This window comes from Pseudomonas sp. lyk4-R2A-10 (assembly GCF_030209075.1).
Lineage (GTDB): Bacteria > Pseudomonadota > Gammaproteobacteria > Pseudomonadales > Pseudomonadaceae > Aquipseudomonas > Aquipseudomonas glycinae.
The window spans coordinates 612,642-634,703 of sequence record NZ_JARVSR010000010.1 but is presented as its reverse complement, the minus strand read 5'-3'; the positions used below and the strand labels follow the sequence as shown (position 1 = coordinate 634,703).

Sequence of the window (22,062 nt, the reverse complement as noted above, 5' to 3'; positions counted from 1 at the left end):
TTTTTCTGATGGTGCTTGATAGTCGAATACAAACCAATCAAACAGTACTCGGCCAGAACTTTTTTCAATTTCACATGAGTGCGAGGAGTTATTTAAATGAAAATCGGAATTATTGGCGCAGGTAACATTGGCTCTACTTTGGCCCGAAAGCTCGCTGCATGTGGACACGAAGTTAAACTGGCGAATTCGAAAGGCCCTCAGAGCATTCAAAGCCTTGCCAATGAAATCGGCGTGCATGCGGTGACCAGGGAAGAAGCGGTTTCCGGGGTAGAGGTGATTATCCTCTCGATTCCCTTTGCAAATTATCCTGATCTCGAACCGATCATGAGCAAGGTGCCGGAGAAGACAGTTGTCATTGATACATCAAATTATTATCCGGGGCGTGACGGGGTAATCAAGGAGGTCGAAGATGGCATGCCAGAAAGCATCTGGGTAAGTGAGCAGATTGGCCACCCGGTTGTTAAGGCGTGGAACGCCGTCCTCGCCGCGACCCTCGCAGACAAAGGTCAGCCGGTCGGCTCCCCAACGCGCCTCGCCATACCTGTGGCTGGAGGAAACACATACGCGGAAACCATCGCGCAGGATCTTGTTGAGGATACTGGCTTTATCGCGCTTGCCGCTGGCAGCCTTGAAGAATCGTGGCGCCAGCAACCAGGTACACCAGCGTACTGTACCGAATTGACATTGCCGGAATTGAAATTGGCGCTGAACGCGGCAGACAAGGTACGGGCGCCTCAAAACCGCGACGCACTGATCGCCAGGTTTATGGCTCCCGGGAGTCAGTTTACGCACGAGCAAATAGTTGCCACCAATCGTGCCATGACAGCCTGAGCGGGTTTCTTCCAATGCCATGCCCCGTACGCCAATTCTCTATGCTGCACTAATGCTTAGGCTATTTGGCACTTCAGACGGATAGGTTGAACTGTTGTTTACTACCGCCTAGTCTGAACGAATGTTGGTCGGGAGCGGAATAAATTGAACGTCCGCTTCTGGCTGTGGATTCAACCGGTCGACGCAACACAACTAAATTCTGTGTAAGCAGAAGGAGTGTTGCAGATGAAGCAGAGACCTCGAATCTATTACACCGAAATCCAGAAAAAACTGATGTGGGATCACTGGCAGAAAGGCGACTCTCTCCAGCACATAGCCCAACTATTTGATCGAAACCATTCATCGATACAGCGCATTTTGGCGGAAACAGGCGGTATCAGACCCTCTGTACGCCGCAGATCCAGATTGGCGCTGACGTTGGCTGAGCGCGAAGAGATTTCGCGTGCAGTGGTGGCAGGAAACTCGATCCGCTCCATGGCCGCGCTGCTAGGGCGAGCAGCCTCTACGATCAGTCGGGAGATCAGACGCAACGGTGGCCAAGGATGCTACCGGGCTAATCAAGCTGATCAGGCTGCCTGGGATCGCGCGCATCGACCTAAGGTTTGCAAGCTTGTTGAGAACCGAACAGTGGCGCAAATTGTTGCAGACAAGCTTCAATTACAGTGGTCTCCGGAACAAATTGCCGGTTGGTTGAAGCGTACCTACCCGGACGATGCGAGCTATCAGGTGTCACACGAAACGATCTATCGCACGCTCTTCATACAGGCTCGCGGGGCTCTGAAGAAGGAGTTGCTTGAGCATTTACGGCGCACGCGGGCCATGCGTCGCTCGCGCCATCACACGCAGAAGAAAGAAAATCACGGTCGAATTACTGACGCGGTATCGATCCGCGAACGCCCAGCCGCGGCTAAGGATCGGGCGGTTCCGGGTCACTGGGAAGGCGACCTGCTGTGCGGTAGCAGGAACAGCCAAATTGCCACTCTTGTTGAGCGACATACCCGCTACGTAATGCTGGTGAAATTGGACGGAAAGGATAGCGAGACGGTCATCAGCGCCCTAATTGAAAACGCCCGTAACTTGCCCCAAGAACTCTACAAATCGCTGACCTGGGATCGCGGCAAAGAGATGGCTGACCATAAACGCTTTACGGTGGCTACCGACATCAAGGTCTACTTCTGCGATCCTCATCGTCCTTGGCAACGAGGATCAAATGAGAACACCAACGGGTTGTTAAGGCAGTACTTCCTGAAAGGAACCGACCTTGCGGAGCACTCGCAAGCCACGCTCAATGAAGTGGCAAGGCAGCTAAATAGCCGCCCTCGGAAAACGCTAGACTACGAAACACCGGCAGAACGATTTAGCCAATCTGTTGCGTCGACCGGTTGAATCCACAGCCAGAAGCGGACATCGTCTAAAGGAAGCCTTTGGACTAAAAGAAGGACTTTGTCTTAAAAAGCCGATAGGCTCATGTACTTGTTATCAGTAAAAATCCAGGCGAAGGTACATGGCACTGTCTAAAGGCGATTTCATAAAACTAATCAGCGCTGACCAAGCGAAAATAGTTTTAACTGATTGGATTAACTCCCGCGAGGCAGCGCCAGGAGATATCGCTTTGGTGGAAGAAGTCTATGTCGGAGAGGATGGGCAGATCGTTCGTCTTCTGTGCGAATACCGTCCGGGTTTTCTAGAGTGGCGAACGGTGTTTTATGAGGCAGGCTTGACTTATGAGCTTCTTCCTTCCCGCGCTGACGTCACCACTTAAATTTTTGCCTCCGACAATTAATGCCCCCCCAAGAGCTGCTTATGGAACCTAGTTCACCCGAAAGCAAATCAAAAAGAATAGTTCTAACAGTGGTAGTATTTTTGCTTTTTGGCGCATGGCTTTATTATGTAGGTTGGGCTTCTAAAATTTCAGCAAGAACAGTTTTGATGCCCGAGATCCCCGAATGGAGTACATACCTGTTGATCAGCTCCATTACTGGGCTTACCGCTGCAATTCGAACATTCTACCAGCGGCCTGGGCGCAAGACAGCAGTACAGGCTCTAAACTCTTTCACTGGATGGTTCTGTTTAGGATTTATTCTATCTCTGAATGGTTATGCCACCGCGGCCTATCTTTTGCCCGGCGAGATTGTTAGTTATAAATCTTCATATGAGCTGAGATACCCCGGACCTCCCAGGGGTAAGTTTGGTCGTTGCGAGGCAGGTCTATGGATCGAGGATCAAAGTACAAATCGCTGGATTGAGCTTTGCACGAACAAAATGGATTTGGATAAAAATATACAACAGGGAATGCAGTTCGTGTGGGTGAGTGCCCGCACGAATAAAATAGGTAGCTACATTATGAAATATAATTTCATCTATAATTAAATCCAACAGAATAAAATCTTGCTTTCGTGAGCACCATCGAACCTGAGCGAGAAACCGAATCAAGACCTAACCGTCTTCAACAATGATCTGAAGGATGAAGATCGTTGTTTAGGCACATTTAAGACGAGCGGGAAATCTTGCTACGAAACAAGTTCCCGATTCGAGTGTGGACACCACGCTCAGGTTGCCTCCGTGCGCAGTGGTAATTTGGGAGGCGATATAGAGTCCCAAGCCCAAGCCTTCACCACGTTGTCCAGCCTCCGATCGGGTGAAAGGTTCAAACAGCAAGGGCGACAAGTGCGGCGGTATCGGGGGGCCTTGGTTGGTCACAGATATAACAATTTCGTCCACTTCAGTGTCGGCCTTAACAGTGATAGGCGACGCTAATGAGCCGTGGGTGACTGCGTTTCCCAACAAGTTGGAAAGCAACTGGCTGATACGCAGAGGGTCACAATAGACACCGGCCGGTATGTCTACCAACTCAATAAATGTAGCTCGAGGGTGCGAGATTTGAACCTCATTCAGAGTCAAACGTAGTGTGTTGCCCAGATCATCGACAAGTTGGCGTTTGATTGGAATTCCGCTCCCCATTCGACCCCGTGCAAAATCCAGCACGTTTTCGATCAGGTTTCCCATGCGTGTGGAGCTAGTACGAATGGCTGAAATTAAGCTAAGCGATCTTTTGTCCGTTGTTTTGGTTTCCAGCAGATCGGCGCTCATACGAATGGCGCTCAATGGCGTGCGCAGATCATGCCCGAGTACGGCGACGAATTGCTCGCGCAACCTTCCGTGCTCCTGGGCATTAACTAACTCCGCTTGGGCAATCTCGAGATTATTCTGGGCATCGAGGCTCAACGCTATCAATTGGGCGAAAAGCGTAAGTGTGTTGGCAATGGCCGGGTCATCGAGATGAGCAGGCACAGAGTCGATGGCACACAGTGTCCCAAAAAACTCGCCGTTTGCCTTTATGATCGGAATAGAAATATAGCTTTCCAATCCATAGGTACTGGGCGTGTGATGCAGGGAAAAAACGGGATGTTCACTGGCGTGGCCAAAAATGACCGGTTTTCTGTGCTGCCGAATTTCATGGCAGATCGTTGACTCAAGCACCAGCTCGTCGCCAGGTTTCAAGCCGAACTCAATGGAGTCATCTACTGCGCACGCCACCCAGTTTTTTTCAGTGACCCTGGCGACAGCGGCGAACCGCATTCCAGTGACGTGCTTGACCATGCTCAATATCACCGGCACAGCTTTGATGCGGTGGATAGCATTAATGTCTTGAGAGAACTCTTGGCTGGTCATAGATCTGCGGTTCAAATGAGTGCGTTCAGAGAATATTCCTAATTATCTAACGTTTCCAATAAGCTATTTCATCAAGCTTCACGTCACTAGGGCCAAAACCAGCGAGTGTCATAACGGCCGCCTCCGGCGGTCGATGAAATGGACATCGACTTCGTGTTGACATTCCTCCAACGACTATTTTTTGCCGCTTTCTACCCGCTTTCTACCCGTTACCGTGGCAGCTTTTGGTCGGTTGCTGCCGGAGGCCGCTATTGGCCGATAGCTTCTCCCAGGAGAAAGGGCGACTGTTGGTCGGATGCGGTACATTCTCAACGGTGGCTCGTGTCCAATTGCTTCCTGTCACAAGCGTCCATTTTTTGCCGATAACTCCTCCTAACTGCAATCAACTTGCTACAAGTGCTGACTTCCAATACGAAACAGTTCCAGTTTCAATACGCTCAAGGTCGCTCTTTCACTCGATTTCGAAGCAGCAAGGGCTGTCTGTTCACACCGAATTGCCTGCACCACTCCAGCACCGACACCCCAAACCATCGATGAAAAGCCCGCGAGAATGTACTGACATCGGCGTAGCCCAGCAGGTGCGCTACCTGCGGCAGACTGATCGTCGGGACCTGCAGGTATTTGCGCACCAATTGCTGGCGCGTCTCGTCCAGCAACTGCTGAAAAGAGGTGTTTTCCTCAGCCAGGTGGCGCTGCAAGGATCTCGGGGTGACGGCCATGCAATCGGCCACTCTGTCGATCGTCGCGCGTCCGCTGGGCAACAGATTGCGCAGCAATTGCCTGACGTATCCCGGCATGGCATCGGTGGACAGACGTTCAATACCTGCCAAATGTTCAGCGATGAGCTGATGCAAGGCTTCACTGGCGCAATCCAGCGGCTGCGCGAGCACACTGGCATTGAAGAGCAATCCCGTGTGGGCGGCTGAAAACGTCGGCGTGATGTTTAGCGCCTGCCGATAGAGGCCTTCATCCGCCAAAGGCGCATGGCGGAGCATGATTGCCTCGGGTTGCCATGGTGCACTGGCCAGGGTTTGCATCAGGCGCAGACCGACCCCGCACGCCAGCTCTTCGGCCTGAGCGAGGCCGTCGATCTCCTGCTCATCGGCTCGATAACCCAGTAACGCGATGCCGTCGGCCACCTCCAGATAGAGATGCGCCGCGCCGTTGTACATGGCGAAATTGGCGCGCAGTTCGCGCAGCGCGTCGCCGACGGTACGGGTGTTGTGAATCAGGAAAAACATGTCACCGAAGACGTCGACTCCCTGATGGAGGCCGAACTCCAAACCGAACAATGCGTTGTTCGAGCGCTGCCGGCACAGTGTCAACAAGCGGCAGTAATTGCGAAAGGACAGGATGTCTTCCGGGCGCTGCAGTGACGCTACGGACAGACACGCTTGGCGCAGCATCCGGTTCGGCTCCAGTCCCTGACGCCGGGCAAATGGATCGAAACCTGTCAGGCTGATGGCGCGAATGAACGGGTTGCAAGCCATGTCGATTTACCGAGGTAAGTGTTGCATGCGTTGTTTCCACTGCTGCGGGCTGACCCCGTTCCAGCGCGTGAATGCCCGGGAAAACGCGCTCAGGTCGGCGTAACCCAACAGACCCGCCACTTGCGTCAGGCTGAGCGAAGAATCGCAGAGGTAGCGCGCGGCCATCGACCGGCGTGTCTGGTCCAGCAGCGCCTGAAATCCAGAGCCCTGCGCTCGAAGATAGCGCTGCAAGGTGCGTGGACTGATCATCATGTACTCGGCCATGTCGCGCAGCGTGACCGGGCCGTGGGCCAGTTCATTGCGCAGCCTTTTTTGTAGGTAAGACGGCAATTCCTCCAGCGTCACGCGGGCCAGTTCGTCGATATGTTGCCGGGCCAATTGTTGGTATCTGGCGTCTGTCGTGCTCAGCGGTGTCGTCAGTAATGACTCATCAAACACCCAGGCATTGACCGGGCTGTCGAAACGCGGCGCTACCCCGAGCAAGGCGCGATAGGCCAGGCGGTTGGCCGGAGCACTGTGGCGCAACAGCAGCGATTTTGGTTGCCAGGCGTGCCCGAGCAGTTCGCGCAGCAGGCAACTGGCGATACCCATCGCCAGTTCCACGGTCTGGCGGACCGAAATAAAGGTGCCATCCGTGACGTCGTATAGCAGCAGGGCGTTACCGGCCTGACGCTCAAGCTGCACGAGCGCGCCGTCGCTATGGATATGGAAATAACGTGTCAGCAGGTTCAGCGCCTCGCCGACCGTGCCTGAACTGCGCATGGCGTAAAGCAGGGTGCCGAGACTTTGCGTGCCCTGGCGCAAGCCGAACTGCACGCCGAATAGCGGGTTGTGCGAGCGCTGGGCGCACAAGTCAATCAAGGCATTGAACTGCGCGCCGGACAGTCGAGCATCCAGAGGGTCTTCAGGCAGCTCAACCGCGGCCAGCGCCGAAGCCGGGTCGATGCCCTGACTGGCACAAAACGCCTTGAACCCCAACAGCGCAGTACCTCGAACCGTGGACATCCGCTCAACCCTCAGAATGACCGGCCGCCGCTGGCCGGAAAGAACTGGCACGATTTGCAAAATCGCTGGCGCGATCTGCAAAGCTTTCACCTCGCTCGGAGGGCCAGACTCGAAGCACCCATAACAATAAAACTGCGTTCGGCCCGCGGCCGGACGATGGAGGTGTTCGATGCGTCGGTTCCTGTTTGCTTTGCTCGCGGTCGCATTGGTTTCGGGTGCGCTGTATTCGCAGCACCGGCCAGCTGGCCACACCGTTGTCCATCATTCCAGTCACCCTCCGGTCGCCAGCATCAGTGATGCCTTCACCCATTTTTGAGCGTTAGAGCATTTTTTCCGGCAAGCAGGCGTCCTCGCGCGATTGACCACCGGCCAGCGCGCCATGCAGGAACATTTGCTCAAGGGTGCGTGCCGAATCGGCGTTGGCGGCTCGCCCGCGCTGTTCGGCATCCACCAGGCCATACACCAGAGTGATGAACAGCTCGGTGAAAATCGCGGCGGTGATGTCGATGCGAAACAACCCTTGTTGCTGGCCTCTCAGAAAAAATCCGTCCAGCGCCTCCAGGTAAAACTGCCAGCGTGTGTCGCCCCGTTCGAAATCGAGAAAGTCGGGGCGGTAATGTGCCATCAGAAACGCCAACAACTCGCGATGGGCGAGGTGTTCGCGGATCAATCGACGTAACGCGTCCAGCGCCTGCAAATGCTGCAAACCGGCACGGCGGATAATCAAATTGAGCGTTGCTTCGGCGTGTTCTTCCAGTTTTTGCACCAGGTTTTCCCGTGTCCCGCAATAGCGGTGCAGGGTGGCCTTGCTCACGCCTGCCAATTGCGCCAGCTCTTTCATGGTTGCCCTCGGCCGGTTGACGACCGCCACGGTCAACGATTTGAGCAGGTGTTCTTCATGGAAAATCAGGTTCATCACCAAGCCTCAAGCGACCGTAATGTAAGATTCATATATTTCTCAGATGAGACATTATTGACTCATTAGGATTTGAAAAGTAGCATTCGCACCAAATTCAATCAAGCCTCGGGTGAGTTATGGGCAATTTGCGTGCAGTAGGGATGGCGGGGTCGTTGGCAGTTGCCATTGCGCTGGCCGGGTGTGGACCAGCGAATGAACAGGCGGATATGGCTGAAGTGGCGCGTCCGGTAGAGGTGCTTGCAGTGAAGACTGAGCCACTGGCACTGACGTCAGAGCTGCCGGGCCGGGTGGAACCGATGCGCGTTGCGGAAGTGCGTGCGCGGGTGCCGGGCATCGTGATGCAGAAGCGTTTTGAAGAGGGCGCTGATGTCAAAGCCGGCGACCTGCTGTTCCAGATCGACCCGGCACCGCTGAAAGCAGCCTTGTCTCGCGCCGAGGGTGAACTGGCCCGTGCGCAATCCGTTGCCCTTGAGGCTCAGGCGCGGGTCAAGCGTTATGAACCGTTGGTGAAGATCGAAGCGGTCAGCCAGCAGGACTACGACAGCGCCATGGCCGATTTGCGCAGTGCTCAGGCGGCCACGCGTTCAGCCCAGGCTGATCTGCAAAGCGCCCGGTTGAACCTGGGTTATGCCTCGGTGACCGCGCCGATTTCCGGGCGTGTCGGCCGCGCACTGGTCACAGAAGGTGCCTTGGTCGGTCAGGGTGACGCAACGTTGATGGCGCGGATTCAGCAGCTGGATCCGGTGTATGTCGACTTCACCCAATCGGCCGCTGACGCGCTGCGTCTGCGCGAATCACTCAAGGGCGGCAAACTCTCCGCCGACGACAACAAGGCGTTGTCGATTCGTGTCGACGGCACTGCTTACGAGCGTCAGGGCGCCCTGATGTTTACCGATGTCGCCGTTGACCGTGGCACCGGCCAGGTGTCGTTGCGTGGCAAGTTCGCCAACAGTGACGGTGTGTTGCTGCCGGGCATGTTCGTGCGCGTGCGCACACCTCAAGGCACCGACAATCAGGCCATTCTCGTGCCACAGCGCTCGGTGCAGCGCGGCAGCGATGGCGGGGCGCAAGTCATGGTGGTCGGCGCCGACGGCCGCGCCGAAGCGCGCACTGTGGTGACCGGTTCCATGCAGGGTTCGCGCTGGCAGATCAGTGAAGGCCTGAAGGCTGGCGATCAGGTGATTGTCAGCGGCCTGAGTGGCCTGCAGGCAGGCGCCAAGGTCGCGCCTGCTCAGCCTCAAGCCCAGGCGCTGACGCCTGAGTCGAAACAGTAAGGGCGCCGTCGCCGCGAGGATATTCCGATGTCTCAGTTTTTCATCAAACGCCCGAACTTCGCCTGGGTAGTGGCGTTGTTCATCTCTCTGGCCGGTCTGCTGGTCATTCCGATGCTGCCGGTGGCGCAATACCCCAACGTCGCGCCGCCGCAGATCAAGGTGACGGCAACCTATCCCGGCGCCTCCGCGAAGGTGCTGGTGGACTCGGTCACCAGCGTGATCGAAGAGTCGCTCAACGGTGCGAAGAATCTGCTGTATTTCGAGTCGACCAACAACTCCAACGGCATCGCCGAAATTGCGGTGACGTTCCAGCCGGGCACCGACCCGCAGCTCGCTCAGGTTGACGTGCAAAACCGTCTGAAAAAAGCTGAAGCGCGGATGCCGCAAGCCGTGCTCACCCAAGGTCTGGAAGTGGAGCAGACCAGTGCCGGGTTCTTGCTGATCTATGCGCTGAACTATAAGGAGGGCACCCAGCACAGCGACACCACCGCACTGGGCGACTACGCCGCGCGCAATATCAACAACGAGCTGCGCCGGGTTCCGGGTGTCGGCAAGCTGCAGTTCTTCTCCTCCGAAGCGGCGATGCGCGTCTGGCTCGACCCACAGAAACTGGTGGGCTACGGGCTGTCCATCGACGACGTCAGCGCGGCCATCCGCGGCCAGAACGTACAAGTGCCGGCCGGCAGCTTCGGCAGTACGCCGACCAGCAGCCAGCAGGAACTGACCGCCACCCTGGCGGTGAAAGGTACGCTGGACAATCCGGAAGAATTCTCACGCATTGTCCTGCGTGCCAACGAGGACGGTTCCACGGTCAAACTGGGCGACGTCGCCCGCGTGGAAATCGGTCAGGAAAGTTACAACTTCAACTCGCGTCTCAATGGCAGACCTGCCGTGGCAGCGGCGATCCAGTTGTCGCCCGGCGCCAACGCAATCCAGACCGCAACCGCAGTCAAGCAGCGCCTGGCCGAACTGTCGGCGTACTTCCCGGATGACGTGGAATATTCCGTTCCTTACGACACCTCGCGTTTCGTTGATGTCGCGATCGAGAAGGTGATTCATACCCTGATCGAAGCGATGGTCCTGGTATTTCTGGTGATGTTCCTGTTCCTGCAGAACATCCGCTACACCCTGATTCCGTCGATCGTGGTTCCAGTGTGTCTGTTGGGCACGCTGATGATGATGTACCTGATGGGCTTCTCGGTGAACATGATGACCATGTTCGGCATGGTGCTCGCCATCGGCATTCTGGTGGACGACGCAATTGTTGTGGTGGAGAACGTCGAGCGGATCATGGCCGAGGAGGGCTTGTCGCCGGTCGATGCCACGGTGAAAGCCATGGGGCAGGTATCGGGCGCGATCATCGGTATCACCCTGGTGTTATCGGCGGTGTTCATGCCGCTGGCGTTCATGTCCGGCTCGGTCGGTGTGATCTACCAGCAGTTCTCGGTATCGCTGGCGGTGTCGATTCTGTTCTCCGGTTTCCTTGCCCTGACGTTCACCCCGGCGCTATGCGCCACGCTGCTCAAGCCGATTCCACAAGGGCACCATGAAAAGCGCGGCTTCTTCGGCGCCTTCAACCGTGGCTTCGCCAAGCTCACCGATCGCTATTCGGTGCTGAACAACGGGCTGGTGGCGCGCGCCGGCCGGATGATGTTGGTGTATTTGGGCATTATCGCCATGCTCGGCTTCTTCTACCTGCGCCTGCCGGAATCCTTCGTGCCGGTGGAGGATCAGGGCTACATGATCGTCGACGTCCAGTTGCCACCGGGCGCGACTCGCACCCGTACCGAAGCGACCGGCGAACAACTGGAGCGCTACCTGGCTACCCGCGACGGGGTTCAGTCGACGTTCCTGGTGTCCGGCTTCAGCTTTTCCGGGATGGGCGATAACGCAGCGCTGGCATTCCCGGTGTTCAAGGACTGGTCGGAGCGTGGCGAAGATCAATCGGCCATGGCGGAAGTCAATGCGCTGAACGAGCAATTTGCCGTGACCAACGACGGTGCGGTGATGGCCGTGCCACCGCCGCCGATTGACGGGCTGGGCAACTCCGGTGGTTTCGCCTTGCGCCTGCAGGATCGTGCCGGTCTGGGCCGCGAAGCATTGCTCGCTGCCCGTGACCAGGTGCTCGGTCAGGCCAACGGCAACCCGAAAATCCTCTACGCCATGATGGAAGGCCTGGCCGAGTCGCCGCAATTGCGCGTGGTGATCGACCGTGACAAGGCACGCACCCTGGGGGTGAGTTTTGAATCAATCAGCAGTGCGTTGTCTGCCGCGTTTGGTTCGGAGGTGATCAACGACTTCACCAACGCCGGCCGCCAGCAGCGCGTGGTGGTGCAGGCCGAGCAGGGCGACCGGATGACTCCGGAAAGCGTGCTCAAGCTTTATGTACACAACACCGCGGGTGATCTGGTGCCGCTCAGTGCTTTCGTCACCACGCATTGGGAGGAAGGTCCGGTGCAGGTGGTGCGCTACAACGGTTATCCGTCGGTGCGCATCGTCGGTGATGCGGGGCCGGGCTACAGCACCGGTGAAGCCATGGCGGAAATGGAGCGTATCGCTGCGCAATTGCCGGCCGGCTTCAGCTACGAGTGGACCGGTCTGTCCTATCAGGAGAAGGTCTCCAGCGGTCAGGCCACGCAGCTGTTCGCGCTGGCCATTCTGGTGGTGTTCCTGCTGCTGGTGGCGCTGTACGAGAGCTGGGCGATTCCGCTGACCGTAATGCTGATCGTGCCGATCGGCGCCATCGGTGCGGTGCTCGCGGTGATGGTCGCCGGCATGCCCAACGACGTGTACTTCAAGGTCGGTTTGATCACCATCATCGGTCTGGCGGCGAAAAACGCGATTCTGATCGTCGAGTTCGCCAAGGAGCTTTGGGAGAAAGGTTACAGCCTGCGCGACGCCGCGATCGAGGCCGCACGGCTGCGCTTCCGGCCAATCGTGATGACGTCTATGGCGTTCATTCTCGGCGTAGTGCCGCTGGCACTGGCGACCGGGGCAGGTGCCGCAAGTCAGCGGGCGATCGGTACCGGGGTGATCGGCGGCATGCTCAGCGCGACGCTGCTGGGGGTGTTGTTTGTACCGATCTGTTTTGTCTGGGTGCTGTCGATGCTGCGCAGTAAACCTGCGCCCATTGAACAACCCGCTTTGACTCAGGAGTGACACATGCGTATTTCAGGATTTTCTACGCTGGTGATCGCCATGCTGCTGGCCGGTTGCTCGTTGGCGCCGACCTATGAGCGGCCCGTTGCACCGGTCGCGGACAACTGGGCGGGCGAGTCGCTGAAACAAGGCGCTCCGATCAACCAATTGGCGTGGCAGGCGTTCATCGTCGATCCCGATCTGCGCCGTCTGGTGGAGGTTGCGCTGGATAACAATCGCTCATTGCGCCAGACCCTTCTGGACATCGAGCAGGCTCGGGCGCAGTACCGAATTCAGCGGGCTGATCGGGTTCCCGGGCTGAATGCAAGCGCGTCCGGCAATCGCCAGCGCTTGCCGTCGGACTTGGCCAGCGACGGCCGGGCAGGGGTGGCCAGCCAGTATCAAGTCGGCCTGTCGCTGCCCGAATACGAGCTGGATCTGTTTGGCCGGGTCAAAAGCCTCAGCGACTCTGCGCTGCAGGAATATCTGGCTACCGAAGAAGCCGCCCGCGCCGCGCAGATCGCGCTGATCGCCGAAGTCAGTCAGGCCTATCTGGTTCATGACGGCGCCCAGCGTCGTCTGGATTTGACTCAACAAACCCTGAGCAGCCGCGAATACTCGTTCGCGCTGATCAGCCAGCGCCGCTCCAGCGGCACGGCGACTGCGCTGGATTATCAGGAAGCACTGGGGCTGGTGGAGCAGGCGCGGGCCGAGCAGGAACGCAATCTGCGCGAGAAGCAGCAGGCGTTCAACGCGCTGGTTTTGCTGCTGGGGACAAAGGATGCAGGGAAAGTGATTCCCGAGCGGCTGACGACGCAGCCGATGCTGGTGCAGGACATCGCCCCGGATACCACCTCGACGCTGATCGAGCGCCGGCCGGACATTCTTGCGGCCGAGCATCGACTGCAAGCGCGCAATGCCGACATCGGCGCGGCACGGGCGGCGTTCTTTCCGCGTATCAGCCTGACCGGCAGCTTTGGTACTTCCAGCGCGCAGATGTCCGGTCTGTTCGACGGTGGCTCGCGCTCCTGGAGTTTCGTGCCGAACCTTTCGCTGCCGTTGTTCGATGCCGGTCGCAACAGTGCCGGGCTGAGTCTGGCCGAAGCCCGCAAGGATTCAGCCGTGGCGGCCTATGAAGGCACGATTCAGACGGCGTTCCGCGAGGTCGCCGATGCATTGGCCGCCACCGACACCTTGCGCCGGGAGGAAGCCGCGCGCCGCGCACTGGCCAACACCAGCACTGAAACCCTGAGTCTGGCCAAGGCCCGTTATGAAGGCGGTATCGACAGCCACCTGCGTTATCTCGATGCCCAGCGCACCAGTTTCGTCAACGAAACGGCGTTTATCGAAGTCAGCACTCAGCGCCAGATTGCCCTGGTCGATCTGTTCCGTTCGCTGGGTGGAGGATGGTCATCACAAACAAACGTCAGATAAATCCTGGCAAGAGCTCCTTTGGGTTGGCGCATCCAACCTTTTGCCCCGTAGACCGAGAGGTCACGGGGCTTTTTTGCAGGAGGATAGAGTGTGGATTATTGGGGTTTTACGTTAGCGGCACCGTGCAGGAACATCTGTTCCAGCACATTGGCCGAGTTGGCGCTGGCCGCGCGCCCACGGCGCTCGGCATCGACCATTCCGAAGATCATGGTCAGGAACAGCTCTGTGAAAACGGCTGCCGTGATATCGATGCGAAATGCGCCCAATTGCTGGCCGCGCAGAAAAAAAGCATCCAGGGCATCGGCATAAGATTGCCAACGGTCGCCCTCACCGTTGACTGGAAAAGTGTCGGGTCGGTACTGAAAGAGCAGGAAAACCAGCATTTCACGATGCGCCAAATGCTCATTGATCAAACTGCGCAACGCCTGCACCGGCTCTCCGTGCAGCAGGTCGGTTGTGGTGGTGATCTGGTTCAGCACCGTCTCACCGTGGCTTTCCATTATCTGCACCAAGTTGTCGCGGGTGCCGCAAAAGCGATGCAGCGTAGCCTTGCTCACGCCTGCCGCTTCAGCCAGTTCCTTGAGCGTCGCACGGGGGCGATCAACGATGGCCAGGGCAAGCGCCTTGATGAGTCGTTCGTCTTGAGGAGTCAGGGACATCAGTCGGTCTCGAATCGTATTTCAGTCCTCGGAATTGTGCAGGAAAAGCTCATTACTGCAATGAAAACCACAGAACTTGAGCAACTTACTTCATCTGAGACGAAATAAGCTCAACGCCCGGCTCACAAAGCTGAACGGATTTCGGGGTATTTGCATGTCATGAACTGCAAAATACCTGGCGTGATCTGCCAAGCTTTTGCATCGGTCGTTATCCAGAATCGAAACCCTCAATAACAAAAGACACTGCATTTGGCTCCCGCCAGATGACGGAGGTTTGCGATGCGCCCGATTCTATTTTCCTGCCTGGCCCTGACTCTCGTCTCCCTCGCCATCTACTCGATTCATAGCTTCTACTCAGTGGGCTCATACGGTGTGTTCAGCCCGGTCAGCTGGAACCCGACAGCACAGTCGCAGCCAGCCTATCCCGTTGCCAGCATCGGTGATGTTTTCCGGAAATTTTAAAACGCCGCGGATATTCGATCTTCAATCACGCCCTCTCAACACCCTGAATACGTCAGTAAGGGACACTCCATGTGTGACCTGATCCATTACCGCGTCGTAGATGGCCTGGCGCTGATCGGTCTTGACCGTGCGCCGGTCAACGCACTCGACCAGACCCTACGTGCAGCCCTCATTGATGCCTGTGAGCGTGCCGCTACGGACATAGCGGTGGGTGCCGTCATTCTCTATGGGGTGCAGGGACTGTTCAGTGCTGGTACCGACATCAAAGAATTCGGGACCGAAGCGTGCTTCGCTGAACCTGACTTGCCTGGCATCCTGACTCGCTTGAGCGCGCTTCATAAACCACTGATTGCGGCGATCGGTACGTTTGCGTTAGGAGGAGGGCTAGAGCTGGCCCTGGCCTGCGGATACCGGATTGGTGCGCCAGATGCACGGCTAGGGTTGTCGGAAATCAATCTTGGTCTGATGCCTGGCGCCGGCGGTACGCAACGCTTGCCCAGGCTGATAGGCGCCGAATCGGCTTTGAACCTCATTCTTTCAGGTGAGCAGATCGATGCCGAGCGTGCTCGAATGCTCGGCATTCTTGACCGTATCTCCTCCAGCACCGAACAGTTGCTGGAAGAGGCGCGCGCTTATGCCAATGAGTTGATCGAATGTTGTGCTCCTGCGCGGCCAGCCGAAGCATGGCCAAACCCCGCCGAGGACTTGCCCGATGATTTCCTGGCGCGTTATCGCGTGGAGCATGAGCCGCGCTGGAAAAGTCGACTGGCGCCCAGGTTGGTGCTTTCTGCGCTGGAGGCCGCCTGCCTGTTGCCGTTGGAAGAGGGACTGGTGCGGGAATTGACGCTGTTCAAGCAGGCTGAAGCATCACGTCAGTCGAAAGCATTGCGGCATGTTTTCTTCGCAGAACAAGACGCGCGGCGAACGCCCCGGATCGATACGGCTGATCCGTCGCGCAAGATCAACAAGGTTGCCGTGATCGGTGCAGGCACCTTGGGTGGAGGCATCGCGATGAGCTTTGCCGATGTAGGGATTCCCGTTGCGCTGATGGATCTTGATGGGCGCACGCTGGATCGCGGTCTCAAACGTGTTCGTGAAAACTATCAACTCAGCGTCAAGCGCGGAAAACTCAGTGCCGTGCAAATGCAGCAGCGGATGGAACTGCTGTTTGGCACGCTCGACTACGCAGACCTTTCAGATGCCGACCTGATCATTGAGGCGGTATGCGAAAAGATGGAGAGCAAGCATCAGGTGTTCCTCGCTCTGGAGAGCGTGTGTAAGCCAGGTGCCATTCTTGCGACCAATACGTCGTCGCTGGATATCGATGCGCTCGCGAAGATGGTCTCTCGTCCGCAGGATGTCATTGGCATGCATTTCTTTAGTCCGGCCAACGTCATGCGATTGGTGGAAATTGTGCTTTGTCAGACGACAGCGCCGGACGTCGTAACCGCTGTCATGGACATCGCCAGACGTATCGGCAAACTTCCGGTCATCTCCGGTAACAGCGCCGGCTCCATCGGTAATCGCATGCTCGAACCCTATGCCCGCGAAGCTCACCGTCTGGTACTGGAGGGGGCGACGCCGGTCCAGGTTGATGCAGTGCTGACCAGTCTGGATTTGAATATGGGCGTATTCAGCATGCTGGATCTGGCAGGTATCGATGTGAGCTTTCTAATGCGCGACGCCAATCGTGAAGCCATCGCCCATGACCAGAGCTACTGCTGCCTTGCCGAGGAACTGTATGCCTTGGGACGGTACGGGCAAAAGACCGGACGTGGCTTTTACCTCTACGAGGGACGTAGTCCAAGGGAAGACCGGGAAGTCATCATGCTGGCAGAGCAGCTTGCCCGTGAACACAACGTTACGCGTCGCAACATCGAAGATCTGGAAATTCACGATCGCTGCCTGTTTGTAATGATCAACGAAGGCATTCGCTTGCTGGACGAAGGTATTGCGCTGCGTGCCAGCGACATCGATCTGGTGTGGATCAACGGCTATGGCTTTCCCGCGCATCTCGGAGGCCCCATGCATTACGCCGAGCAGTTGGGCCTGGAAACGGTGCTCAGCCGCATCCATCACTATCGCAGCGCGCTTGGCGAATACGGTGAGATGTGGTTTCGCCCAGCGGCGCTTCTGGAACGTCTGGTAGCCGCCGGCAGATCTCGCATCGAAATATTCTGAAAATTCCCTTTCTCCGGACGAGAGCGAGTCATGAGGACGACCACGCATCTGCCTCATGCTCGCCCGATTTCGGAGAAAGGGACCTGTTACCCGTAGAGCGCGCCAGCGCGATTCATTTCGAGGTGTGTTGATGACTCAAGATTTCATTCAGAATTTTTCGCTTGCCGGCCGAACTGTATTGATCACCGGCGCCTCCAGCGGCATTGGAGCTCACCTGGCAAGGGTCGCTGGGCATGCCGGCGCCCGGGTTGTGCTGACTGCACGACGCGTCGAAAGACTCGCACAGGTGGCAAAGGACATTGAATGGGATTGCGGGCAAGCGCTGTCCGTCGAACTCGATGTGACTGACCGGAACAGTGTCGAAGCGGCGTTCGATGCGGCCGAAGCACATTTTGGCGTGGTTGACGTGGTACTCAACAACGCAGGTATCGGTAACGGCCAGCGTCCACTCGAAATCAGTGAAGAGCAGTGGCGTGAGATGCTTTCAACCAATCTGGATGGCGTCTGGCGTGTCGCCCAGGTTGCTGCACAAAGGCTGGCAAAGGCCGGACGTAAGGGCAGCATCGTCAACGTGGCCTCGATACTCGGACTGCGCGTTAGCACCGGTTACAGCCATTACTGCGCTGCAAAAGCCGGGGTGGTTCAGCTGACCAAGTCACTGGCGCTGGAGCTGGCGCGGTACAACATCAGGGTCAACGCCATCGCGCCAGGTTATTTCAAGACTGAAATGAACGAAGCTTTTTTTGAGGGTGACAAGGGCAACAGCTACATCCGCGATAGGGTGCCCATGCGTCGACTGGGTCAGTTACACGAACTGGCCGGTCCCTTTTTGCTGTTAGCGAGTGACGCCGGTGCATTCATGACTGGCAGCGTACTGACCGTGGATGGAGGCCATCTGGTCAGCAGCATGTGATCGGCTCAGTGACTGGCCACCAGCAGGGCCAGTGCGGCGCAAGCCGTCTCGGTTTCGGCTCTCAATCTATGCAGGTCTCCATGGGCGGACCACGCGATAGTCAACCCGTCAACCAGTTGGACCAGAAGCCGACTTGCGGCCTTTAAAAACTTTTCCCCCAGCTCTGCGCCTACAGCTCGCTCCAGTGCCTGCTCAGTCGCTTCAATGGCTACTGAGTAAATCTTGCTTGCCATTTCGGGGTCATTGCGCAGTGCCCAAAAAAACAACTCACTCTGCGCCTTGGCCGCGTCCGGATGATCGATGAACCAAGTGATCAACTGTCGCAGGACTTCGGCAGTCGTATCAGCGGCAGTTGTCCCGGCAGGGACGTGTTCCAACGCTTGATGAGGCAGGTTAAACAGTGACTCATAGACGGCATAGAAGAGGTCGTTCTTGGTATGGAACACGTAATGCAACGATGCCAACGGACAACCGGCCGCCGCCGCAATCCGTCGGGTCGTTGAATTGGCGACACCGTGCTCGGCAATCACTTTGATCGTTGCCTCGACGAAATCCTGCCGGCGTAATTCAGCGCCCATTCTGGCCATAGGTCAGCAATCTCCAATATTCCTGGCGCCCTTTATCGGTAAGGGCGCTGTCGACGCTTGCGGATGCTACAGCAACGAATCGCCTTGCGTCAGGGAAGAAACGGTGGTCTGAAACTGTCGCACCATTATTGGTAACGACTGTTTCGCAAATTCCCGATTTGGTGCGAACCGAAGAAACACTCGGAAATGTTTAACGAAACTCTCGTGGCTCGAATATATCCCGCGTCTCTGTAATCGATTGATTAAACGTGACTATTTCCCGCGCTTCAGACATTGGCACCAGCCTTGCTTTGATCAAGCGACTTGGTCAATTGATCAAGTCAGTTGATTAGGTTAGCGCAGGCAACGTGTTACTGCCGTCAAAGTGGCCACGGTGCCGATCAAGACCCACGAGGATCCTCCAATGAACACAGTGATTGAGCGCCCCAATAACAATCTTTCTAAAGGCGTCGTACGCAGATGTTTGATCGCGGCCTTCGTCGCATCAACCTTCATCTGCACGGCGCAGGCGGCAGATAAGGATCCTGCATTGCTCGGCACAAAACTGACCCCGCTGGGAGGTGAGGCGGCGGCCAGCGCCGATGGTGTCATTCCTGCCTGGACACCACCCGGACCACAAGGCGGCGGTTGGAGCCACGGCCAGGTGCGAGGTCAGCAGTGGAAGTTCAAGGATGATAAACCGCTGTTCAGTATCGACTCAGGCAACGTCGCGAAGTACACCGGCAAGCTTTCCCCTGGCCAAGTGGAAATGTTCAAGAAGATTCCGGGGTACCGGATGGATGTGTATCCGACACGGCGCAGCTGTGGCGTACCGGATTTCGTCGCGGAAAACACGAAGAAGAATGTCGGTTTCGCGAAACTCGACGGCGACGGTCTGGCACTGCAGGAGGCTTACGTCCCCGGTATCCCATTTCCGTTTCCAACCTCGGGTGCCGAGGTTATGTGGAACATGAAAATGCGTTATCGCGGCGTCGGCTTCGATATGTCGAAAACCGTTTCCGGAATTTCGCCGCGAAAAGGGAGTGAAGACTGGCTGCGAACCTCCACGGACTGGTTCATGTACACACCATGGGGCGTGAAGGGCAGTGCGTTGTTTTCTTCATTCGATCGACTCGAAGTTGCGACCTACTTCAGCTACTCCGACCCCGCAGCCCTTGCCGGGCAGGCCGGCGTGGTGACGACCAAAGCTGGCGAGCAAGCCACTACGTTCTATTACTTCCCGGGCCAGCGCCGGGTACGTCGCATGCCGGCGTACTCCTACGACGCACCGCAAATCGGTCTGGACAATCAGTACACCATTGATGAGTCCAACGTGTTCTTTGGTCCGATGGATCGCTTCGACTGGAAGTTGGTCGGCAAGCAGGAAATGCTTGTGCCCTACAACTCGTTCGGCGCCTACGACAACTCGGCGAAGATTGAGGATGTGGCCAAGCGCGACTTCATCGCCCCCGAATCGCGTCGCTATGAGTTGCACCGCGTCTGGGTGGTTGAAGCAACCGTTCGCCAGGGCATGCGTCATCAGGCTCCGAAACGTCTGTTTTACATCGATGAGGACAGCTGGAACGCGCTGATGGCGGTGGACTACGACAAACAAGGGCAAATCTGGAAAGTCCGCGAAGGCTACACAATCCCGGTCTACGAGACTGGCACCTGCGATATGGAAGCCCAGGCGCAATACAACCTCGTTGATGGTCGCTACCTCTACGACATGACCTCCATTGGTACCGGCAAGAACGACCATCGCTGGCTCACCGATAGCGCCAACAACCCTCGTTTGAAACGCGACTTCTACACCTCAGACAATCTGCGCGCCACCAGCGAACGCTAACAGCGGCTTTCGGGAACAGACATGAAAAAAATAATCAGTAAAACCTCAGGTCTTGTCATCGCGTGTGCAACCCCATTTGCCATGGCGTTCACTTTTGAAACCGAAAACATCCGAGGCTCATTCGATTCCACTCTCGCTGTGGGCATGGGGTTACGGACCGAATCTCGCGGATGCAATCTCATCACCAGCAGTCCAGGCGGTCACAATCCTCCCAGCGGTTGTCTGGCTCCCAGCGCCAATATTGGTGACCAGGGCGACTTGGACTACGACCGGGGGGATCTGTTCACCAACTACATAAAAGGCACCCATGAACTGGTGCTTAAATTTCCCGAGGACTACACGTTCATGGCACGCGGGAGTTGGATACGCGACTTTGCCGCGACCGACACCAGCGGTGCGCTATCGGCCAACCGGCCTGAAGGTGTCGGGAGCGACGGCCTCACCAGCAGCGCCCGGGACGATCTGGAGTTCAAAGCGCGCCTGCTGGACCTGTGGGTGAGCAAGAGTTTCGATGTCGGTGAACAGCGTGTTCGTGCTCGTCTGGGTAATCAGGTCATCAACTGGGGCGAGAGCCTGTTCGCTGCCGGCGGCATCAACAATACCAACGCCTACGATGTCATGGCGTTGTCGCGTCCCGGCACCCAGCTCAAGGAAGCCCTGTTGCCAGCGCCGATGTTGAGCCTCGCGTCAGGGCTTGGTGCCGGCGTCAACATCGAGGCGTACTGGCAGTTCAACTGGAACAAAAGCGAGCTGCCTCCCGTGGGCAGTTATTGGTCCACGACCCATGCACTGGGCGAGGGCAGGGGAGCTTACGGTTACGACGAAAAGGACGCACGCAATGGAGGCCAATGGGGGGTGTCGCTGCGCTGGCAGCCTGACAACACCGATCTCAACCTCGGCCTGTACGTGATGCGTTATCACGACAAACTGCCGTCGTTGAGCATGCAGGTACTGGATCCGGAAACCTTCGCTTTGGCGCAAACCTGGAAGTATCCGGAGGACCGCATGATGTACGGCATCAGTGCCAACATGCCGGTCGGCGACTGGGCATTGGGTACGGAGCTTTCATATCGCCCAAAGGATGCGGTGCCGCTTAATCCAGTCATCGACGCCTGTGCCAGCAACGGTGGCAAGTGCTGGACGGATGAAAAGAAACTGCAATGGCACCTGACCGGCATTTACAGCATGACCCCGTCCAACTCGCCGACGTTGCTCGACCTCACCGGTGCCAGCACCGGTACGCTGCTGAGCGAACTCGTGGTCGTGAAATACCCGGGGCTGCATAACGAGTACGCCGGTGAACCGATTGCCGCCGGTCTCAATACCTGGCAACTGGATCCGTCCATCCCGCCGAGCGCCAAGGGCAACAAAACCTCTTCCGGAATCAGCCTCGATTTCAGCCTGACGTATGACAACACGCTGATCCCTGGCTGGCAGGTGACGCCGGGAGTGTTCTATTCGCAATCCATCAAGGGACGCACACCCAACCTGTCGGCGACGTTCACCGAGGATGCCAGCAGTATGAACCTGTACCTCAACTTCGTGCGCAATCCTGCGAGCTGGCAGATCTCGGCCAACTACGCCAAGTTCATGGGCGGCAAGACCCCTTACGATCAACTGCTGCGTGATCGCGATTACGTCGGCCTTGTGGTCTCCCGAACCCTATGAG

The 22,062-nt window shown here is 57.1% G+C and carries 18 protein-coding genes; 12 read left to right on the top strand and 6 right to left on the bottom strand.

Features of this window, described 5'->3' with window-relative positions:
* Positions 1–96 precede the first annotated feature (96 nt).
* From QRN46_RS16280 to QRN46_RS16265, 4 genes are all read left to right on the top strand, one after another.
* A complete protein-coding gene (locus QRN46_RS16280; RefSeq protein ID WP_011334179.1) occupies positions 97–831 on the top strand; it encodes an NADPH-dependent F420 reductase in 735 nt (244 codons plus the stop codon).
* A 225-nt stretch (positions 832–1,056) separates the two neighbouring features.
* Positions 1,057–2,217: an IS30 family transposase gene (locus QRN46_RS16275; protein ID WP_011334178.1), complete on the top strand. Its 1,161-nt coding sequence runs from the start codon at positions 1,057–1,059 to the stop codon at positions 2,215–2,217.
* Between the two features lie 118 nt (positions 2,218–2,335).
* Positions 2,336–2,593: a hypothetical protein gene (locus QRN46_RS16270; protein ID WP_011334177.1), complete on the top strand. Its 258-nt coding sequence runs from the start codon at positions 2,336–2,338 to the stop codon at positions 2,591–2,593.
* Positions 2,594–2,634: 41 nt separating this feature from the next.
* The gene (locus QRN46_RS16265) at positions 2,635–3,201 is read left to right on the top strand and encodes a hypothetical protein (RefSeq protein ID WP_111539342.1); all 567 of its coding nucleotides are present in this window, start codon (positions 2,635–2,637) and stop codon (positions 3,199–3,201) included.
* Positions 3,202–3,309: 108 nt separating this feature from the next.
* On the opposite strand, the gene QRN46_RS16260 is transcribed toward QRN46_RS16265, so the two are convergent.
* The 3 genes from QRN46_RS16260 to QRN46_RS16250 all read right to left on the bottom strand — a co-directional run bounded on the left by QRN46_RS16260 (position 3,310) and on the right by QRN46_RS16250 (position 6,998).
* Positions 3,310–4,503 carry a GAF domain-containing sensor histidine kinase gene (locus QRN46_RS16260; protein ID WP_041475277.1) on the bottom strand — a complete coding sequence of 398 codons (1,194 nt, stop codon included), beginning with the start codon at positions 4,501–4,503 and terminating at the stop codon, positions 3,310–3,312.
* 437 nt (positions 4,504–4,940) lie between these two features.
* Positions 4,941–5,993 (bottom strand): AraC family transcriptional regulator, encoded by a 1,053-nt coding sequence (locus tag QRN46_RS16255; protein ID WP_285355873.1) that lies wholly within the window; start codon positions 5,991–5,993, stop codon positions 4,941–4,943.
* Positions 5,994–5,999: 6 nt separating this feature from the next.
* Complete coding sequence (locus QRN46_RS16250) at positions 6,000–6,998, bottom strand: AraC family transcriptional regulator (protein WP_074690576.1); 999 nt, start codon at positions 6,996–6,998, stop codon at positions 6,000–6,002.
* 169 nt (positions 6,999–7,167) lie between these two features.
* Here QRN46_RS16250 and QRN46_RS16245 point away from each other — a divergent pair, with 169 nt between their 5' ends.
* A complete protein-coding gene (locus QRN46_RS16245; protein WP_164872147.1) occupies positions 7,168–7,314 on the top strand; it encodes a hypothetical protein in 147 nt (48 codons plus the stop codon).
* Between the two features lie 3 nt (positions 7,315–7,317).
* On the opposite strand, the gene QRN46_RS16240 is transcribed toward QRN46_RS16245, so the two are convergent.
* Positions 7,318–7,914, bottom strand: coding sequence for a TetR/AcrR family transcriptional regulator (locus tag QRN46_RS16240; RefSeq protein WP_285355868.1), 597 nt, complete (start codon positions 7,912–7,914; stop codon positions 7,318–7,320).
* A 119-nt stretch (positions 7,915–8,033) separates the two neighbouring features.
* On the opposite strand from QRN46_RS16240, the gene QRN46_RS16235 reads away from it, so the two are divergent.
* Genes QRN46_RS16235 through QRN46_RS16225 form a run of 3 tightly spaced genes read left to right on the top strand, consistent with a single transcriptional unit; the run spans position 8,034 to position 13,763 of the window.
* On the top strand, positions 8,034–9,191 hold the full coding sequence (locus QRN46_RS16235; RefSeq protein WP_039768489.1) for a MexC family multidrug efflux RND transporter periplasmic adaptor subunit: 1,158 nt from the start codon (positions 8,034–8,036) through the stop codon (positions 9,189–9,191).
* A 27-nt stretch (positions 9,192–9,218) separates the two neighbouring features.
* Positions 9,219–12,350: a multidrug efflux RND transporter permease subunit gene (locus tag QRN46_RS16230; RefSeq protein ID WP_011334170.1), complete on the top strand. Its 3,132-nt coding sequence runs from the start codon at positions 9,219–9,221 to the stop codon at positions 12,348–12,350.
* Positions 12,351–12,353: 3 nt separating this feature from the next.
* Complete coding sequence (locus tag QRN46_RS16225; RefSeq protein ID WP_011334169.1) at positions 12,354–13,763, top strand: efflux transporter outer membrane subunit; 1,410 nt, start codon at positions 12,354–12,356, stop codon at positions 13,761–13,763.
* Between the two features lie 95 nt (positions 13,764–13,858).
* Here QRN46_RS16225 and QRN46_RS16220 read toward each other — a convergent pair whose 3' ends face one another.
* Positions 13,859–14,422 carry a TetR/AcrR family transcriptional regulator gene (locus tag QRN46_RS16220; protein ID WP_011334168.1) on the bottom strand — a complete coding sequence of 188 codons (564 nt, stop codon included), beginning with the start codon at positions 14,420–14,422 and terminating at the stop codon, positions 13,859–13,861.
* 531 nt (positions 14,423–14,953) lie between these two features.
* Between QRN46_RS16220 and QRN46_RS16215 the strand changes: the two genes are divergently transcribed.
* A complete protein-coding gene (locus QRN46_RS16215) occupies positions 14,954–17,065 on the top strand; it encodes a 3-hydroxyacyl-CoA dehydrogenase NAD-binding domain-containing protein (RefSeq protein WP_011334167.1) in 2,112 nt (703 codons plus the stop codon).
* Between the two features lie 130 nt (positions 17,066–17,195).
* Positions 17,196–17,978 (top strand): SDR family NAD(P)-dependent oxidoreductase, encoded by a 783-nt coding sequence (locus tag QRN46_RS16210; protein WP_011334166.1) that lies wholly within the window; start codon positions 17,196–17,198, stop codon positions 17,976–17,978.
* A 5-nt stretch (positions 17,979–17,983) separates the two neighbouring features.
* Here QRN46_RS16210 and QRN46_RS16205 read toward each other — a convergent pair whose 3' ends face one another.
* A complete protein-coding gene (locus QRN46_RS16205) occupies positions 17,984–18,565 on the bottom strand; it encodes a TetR/AcrR family transcriptional regulator (protein ID WP_201818584.1) in 582 nt (193 codons plus the stop codon).
* A gap of 403 nt (positions 18,566–18,968) precedes the next feature.
* Between QRN46_RS16205 and QRN46_RS16200 the strand changes: the two genes are divergently transcribed.
* Together QRN46_RS16200 and QRN46_RS16195 are read left to right on the top strand one after the other, a co-directional pair.
* Positions 18,969–20,393: a DUF1329 domain-containing protein gene (locus QRN46_RS16200; protein WP_201818587.1), complete on the top strand. Its 1,425-nt coding sequence runs from the start codon at positions 18,969–18,971 to the stop codon at positions 20,391–20,393.
* Positions 20,394–20,414: 21 nt separating this feature from the next.
* On the top strand, positions 20,415–22,061 hold the full coding sequence (locus QRN46_RS16195) for a DUF1302 domain-containing protein (protein ID WP_330932832.1): 1,647 nt from the start codon (positions 20,415–20,417) through the stop codon (positions 22,059–22,061).
* Position 22,062: the final 1 nt, after the last annotated feature.

What these genes read in the sequence shown, in the direction of transcription:
- QRN46_RS16280 (WP_011334179.1), top strand. Translation starts at nt 97, where the DNA reads ATGAAAATCGGAATTATTGGCGCAGGTAACATTGGCTCTACTTTGGCC.
- QRN46_RS16275 (WP_011334178.1), top strand. Translation starts at nt 1,057, where the DNA reads ATGAAGCAGAGACCTCGAATCTATTACACCGAAATCCAGAAAAAACTG.
- QRN46_RS16270 (WP_011334177.1), top strand. Translation starts at nt 2,336, where the DNA reads ATGGCACTGTCTAAAGGCGATTTCATAAAACTAATCAGCGCTGACCAA.
- QRN46_RS16265 (WP_111539342.1), top strand. Translation starts at nt 2,635, where the DNA reads ATGGAACCTAGTTCACCCGAAAGCAAATCAAAAAGAATAGTTCTAACA.
- QRN46_RS16260 (WP_041475277.1), bottom strand. Translation starts at nt 4,503, where the DNA reads ATGACCAGCCAAGAGTTCTCTCAAGACATTAATGCTATCCACCGCATC.
- QRN46_RS16255 (WP_285355873.1), bottom strand. Translation starts at nt 5,993, where the DNA reads ATGGCTTGCAACCCGTTCATTCGCGCCATCAGCCTGACAGGTTTCGAT.
- QRN46_RS16250 (WP_074690576.1), bottom strand. Translation starts at nt 6,998, where the DNA reads ATGTCCACGGTTCGAGGTACTGCGCTGTTGGGGTTCAAGGCGTTTTGT.
- QRN46_RS16245 (WP_164872147.1), top strand. Translation starts at nt 7,168, where the DNA reads ATGCGTCGGTTCCTGTTTGCTTTGCTCGCGGTCGCATTGGTTTCGGGT.
- QRN46_RS16240 (WP_285355868.1), bottom strand. Translation starts at nt 7,914, where the DNA reads ATGAACCTGATTTTCCATGAAGAACACCTGCTCAAATCGTTGACCGTG.
- QRN46_RS16235 (WP_039768489.1), top strand. Translation starts at nt 8,034, where the DNA reads ATGGGCAATTTGCGTGCAGTAGGGATGGCGGGGTCGTTGGCAGTTGCC.
- QRN46_RS16230 (WP_011334170.1), top strand. Translation starts at nt 9,219, where the DNA reads ATGTCTCAGTTTTTCATCAAACGCCCGAACTTCGCCTGGGTAGTGGCG.
- QRN46_RS16225 (WP_011334169.1), top strand. Translation starts at nt 12,354, where the DNA reads ATGCGTATTTCAGGATTTTCTACGCTGGTGATCGCCATGCTGCTGGCC.
- QRN46_RS16220 (WP_011334168.1), bottom strand. Translation starts at nt 14,422, where the DNA reads ATGTCCCTGACTCCTCAAGACGAACGACTCATCAAGGCGCTTGCCCTG.
- QRN46_RS16215 (WP_011334167.1), top strand. Translation starts at nt 14,954, where the DNA reads ATGTGTGACCTGATCCATTACCGCGTCGTAGATGGCCTGGCGCTGATC.
- QRN46_RS16210 (WP_011334166.1), top strand. Translation starts at nt 17,196, where the DNA reads ATGACTCAAGATTTCATTCAGAATTTTTCGCTTGCCGGCCGAACTGTA.
- QRN46_RS16205 (WP_201818584.1), bottom strand. Translation starts at nt 18,565, where the DNA reads ATGGCCAGAATGGGCGCTGAATTACGCCGGCAGGATTTCGTCGAGGCA.
- QRN46_RS16200 (WP_201818587.1), top strand. Translation starts at nt 18,969, where the DNA reads ATGAACACAGTGATTGAGCGCCCCAATAACAATCTTTCTAAAGGCGTC.
- QRN46_RS16195 (WP_330932832.1), top strand. Translation starts at nt 20,415, where the DNA reads ATGAAAAAAATAATCAGTAAAACCTCAGGTCTTGTCATCGCGTGTGCA.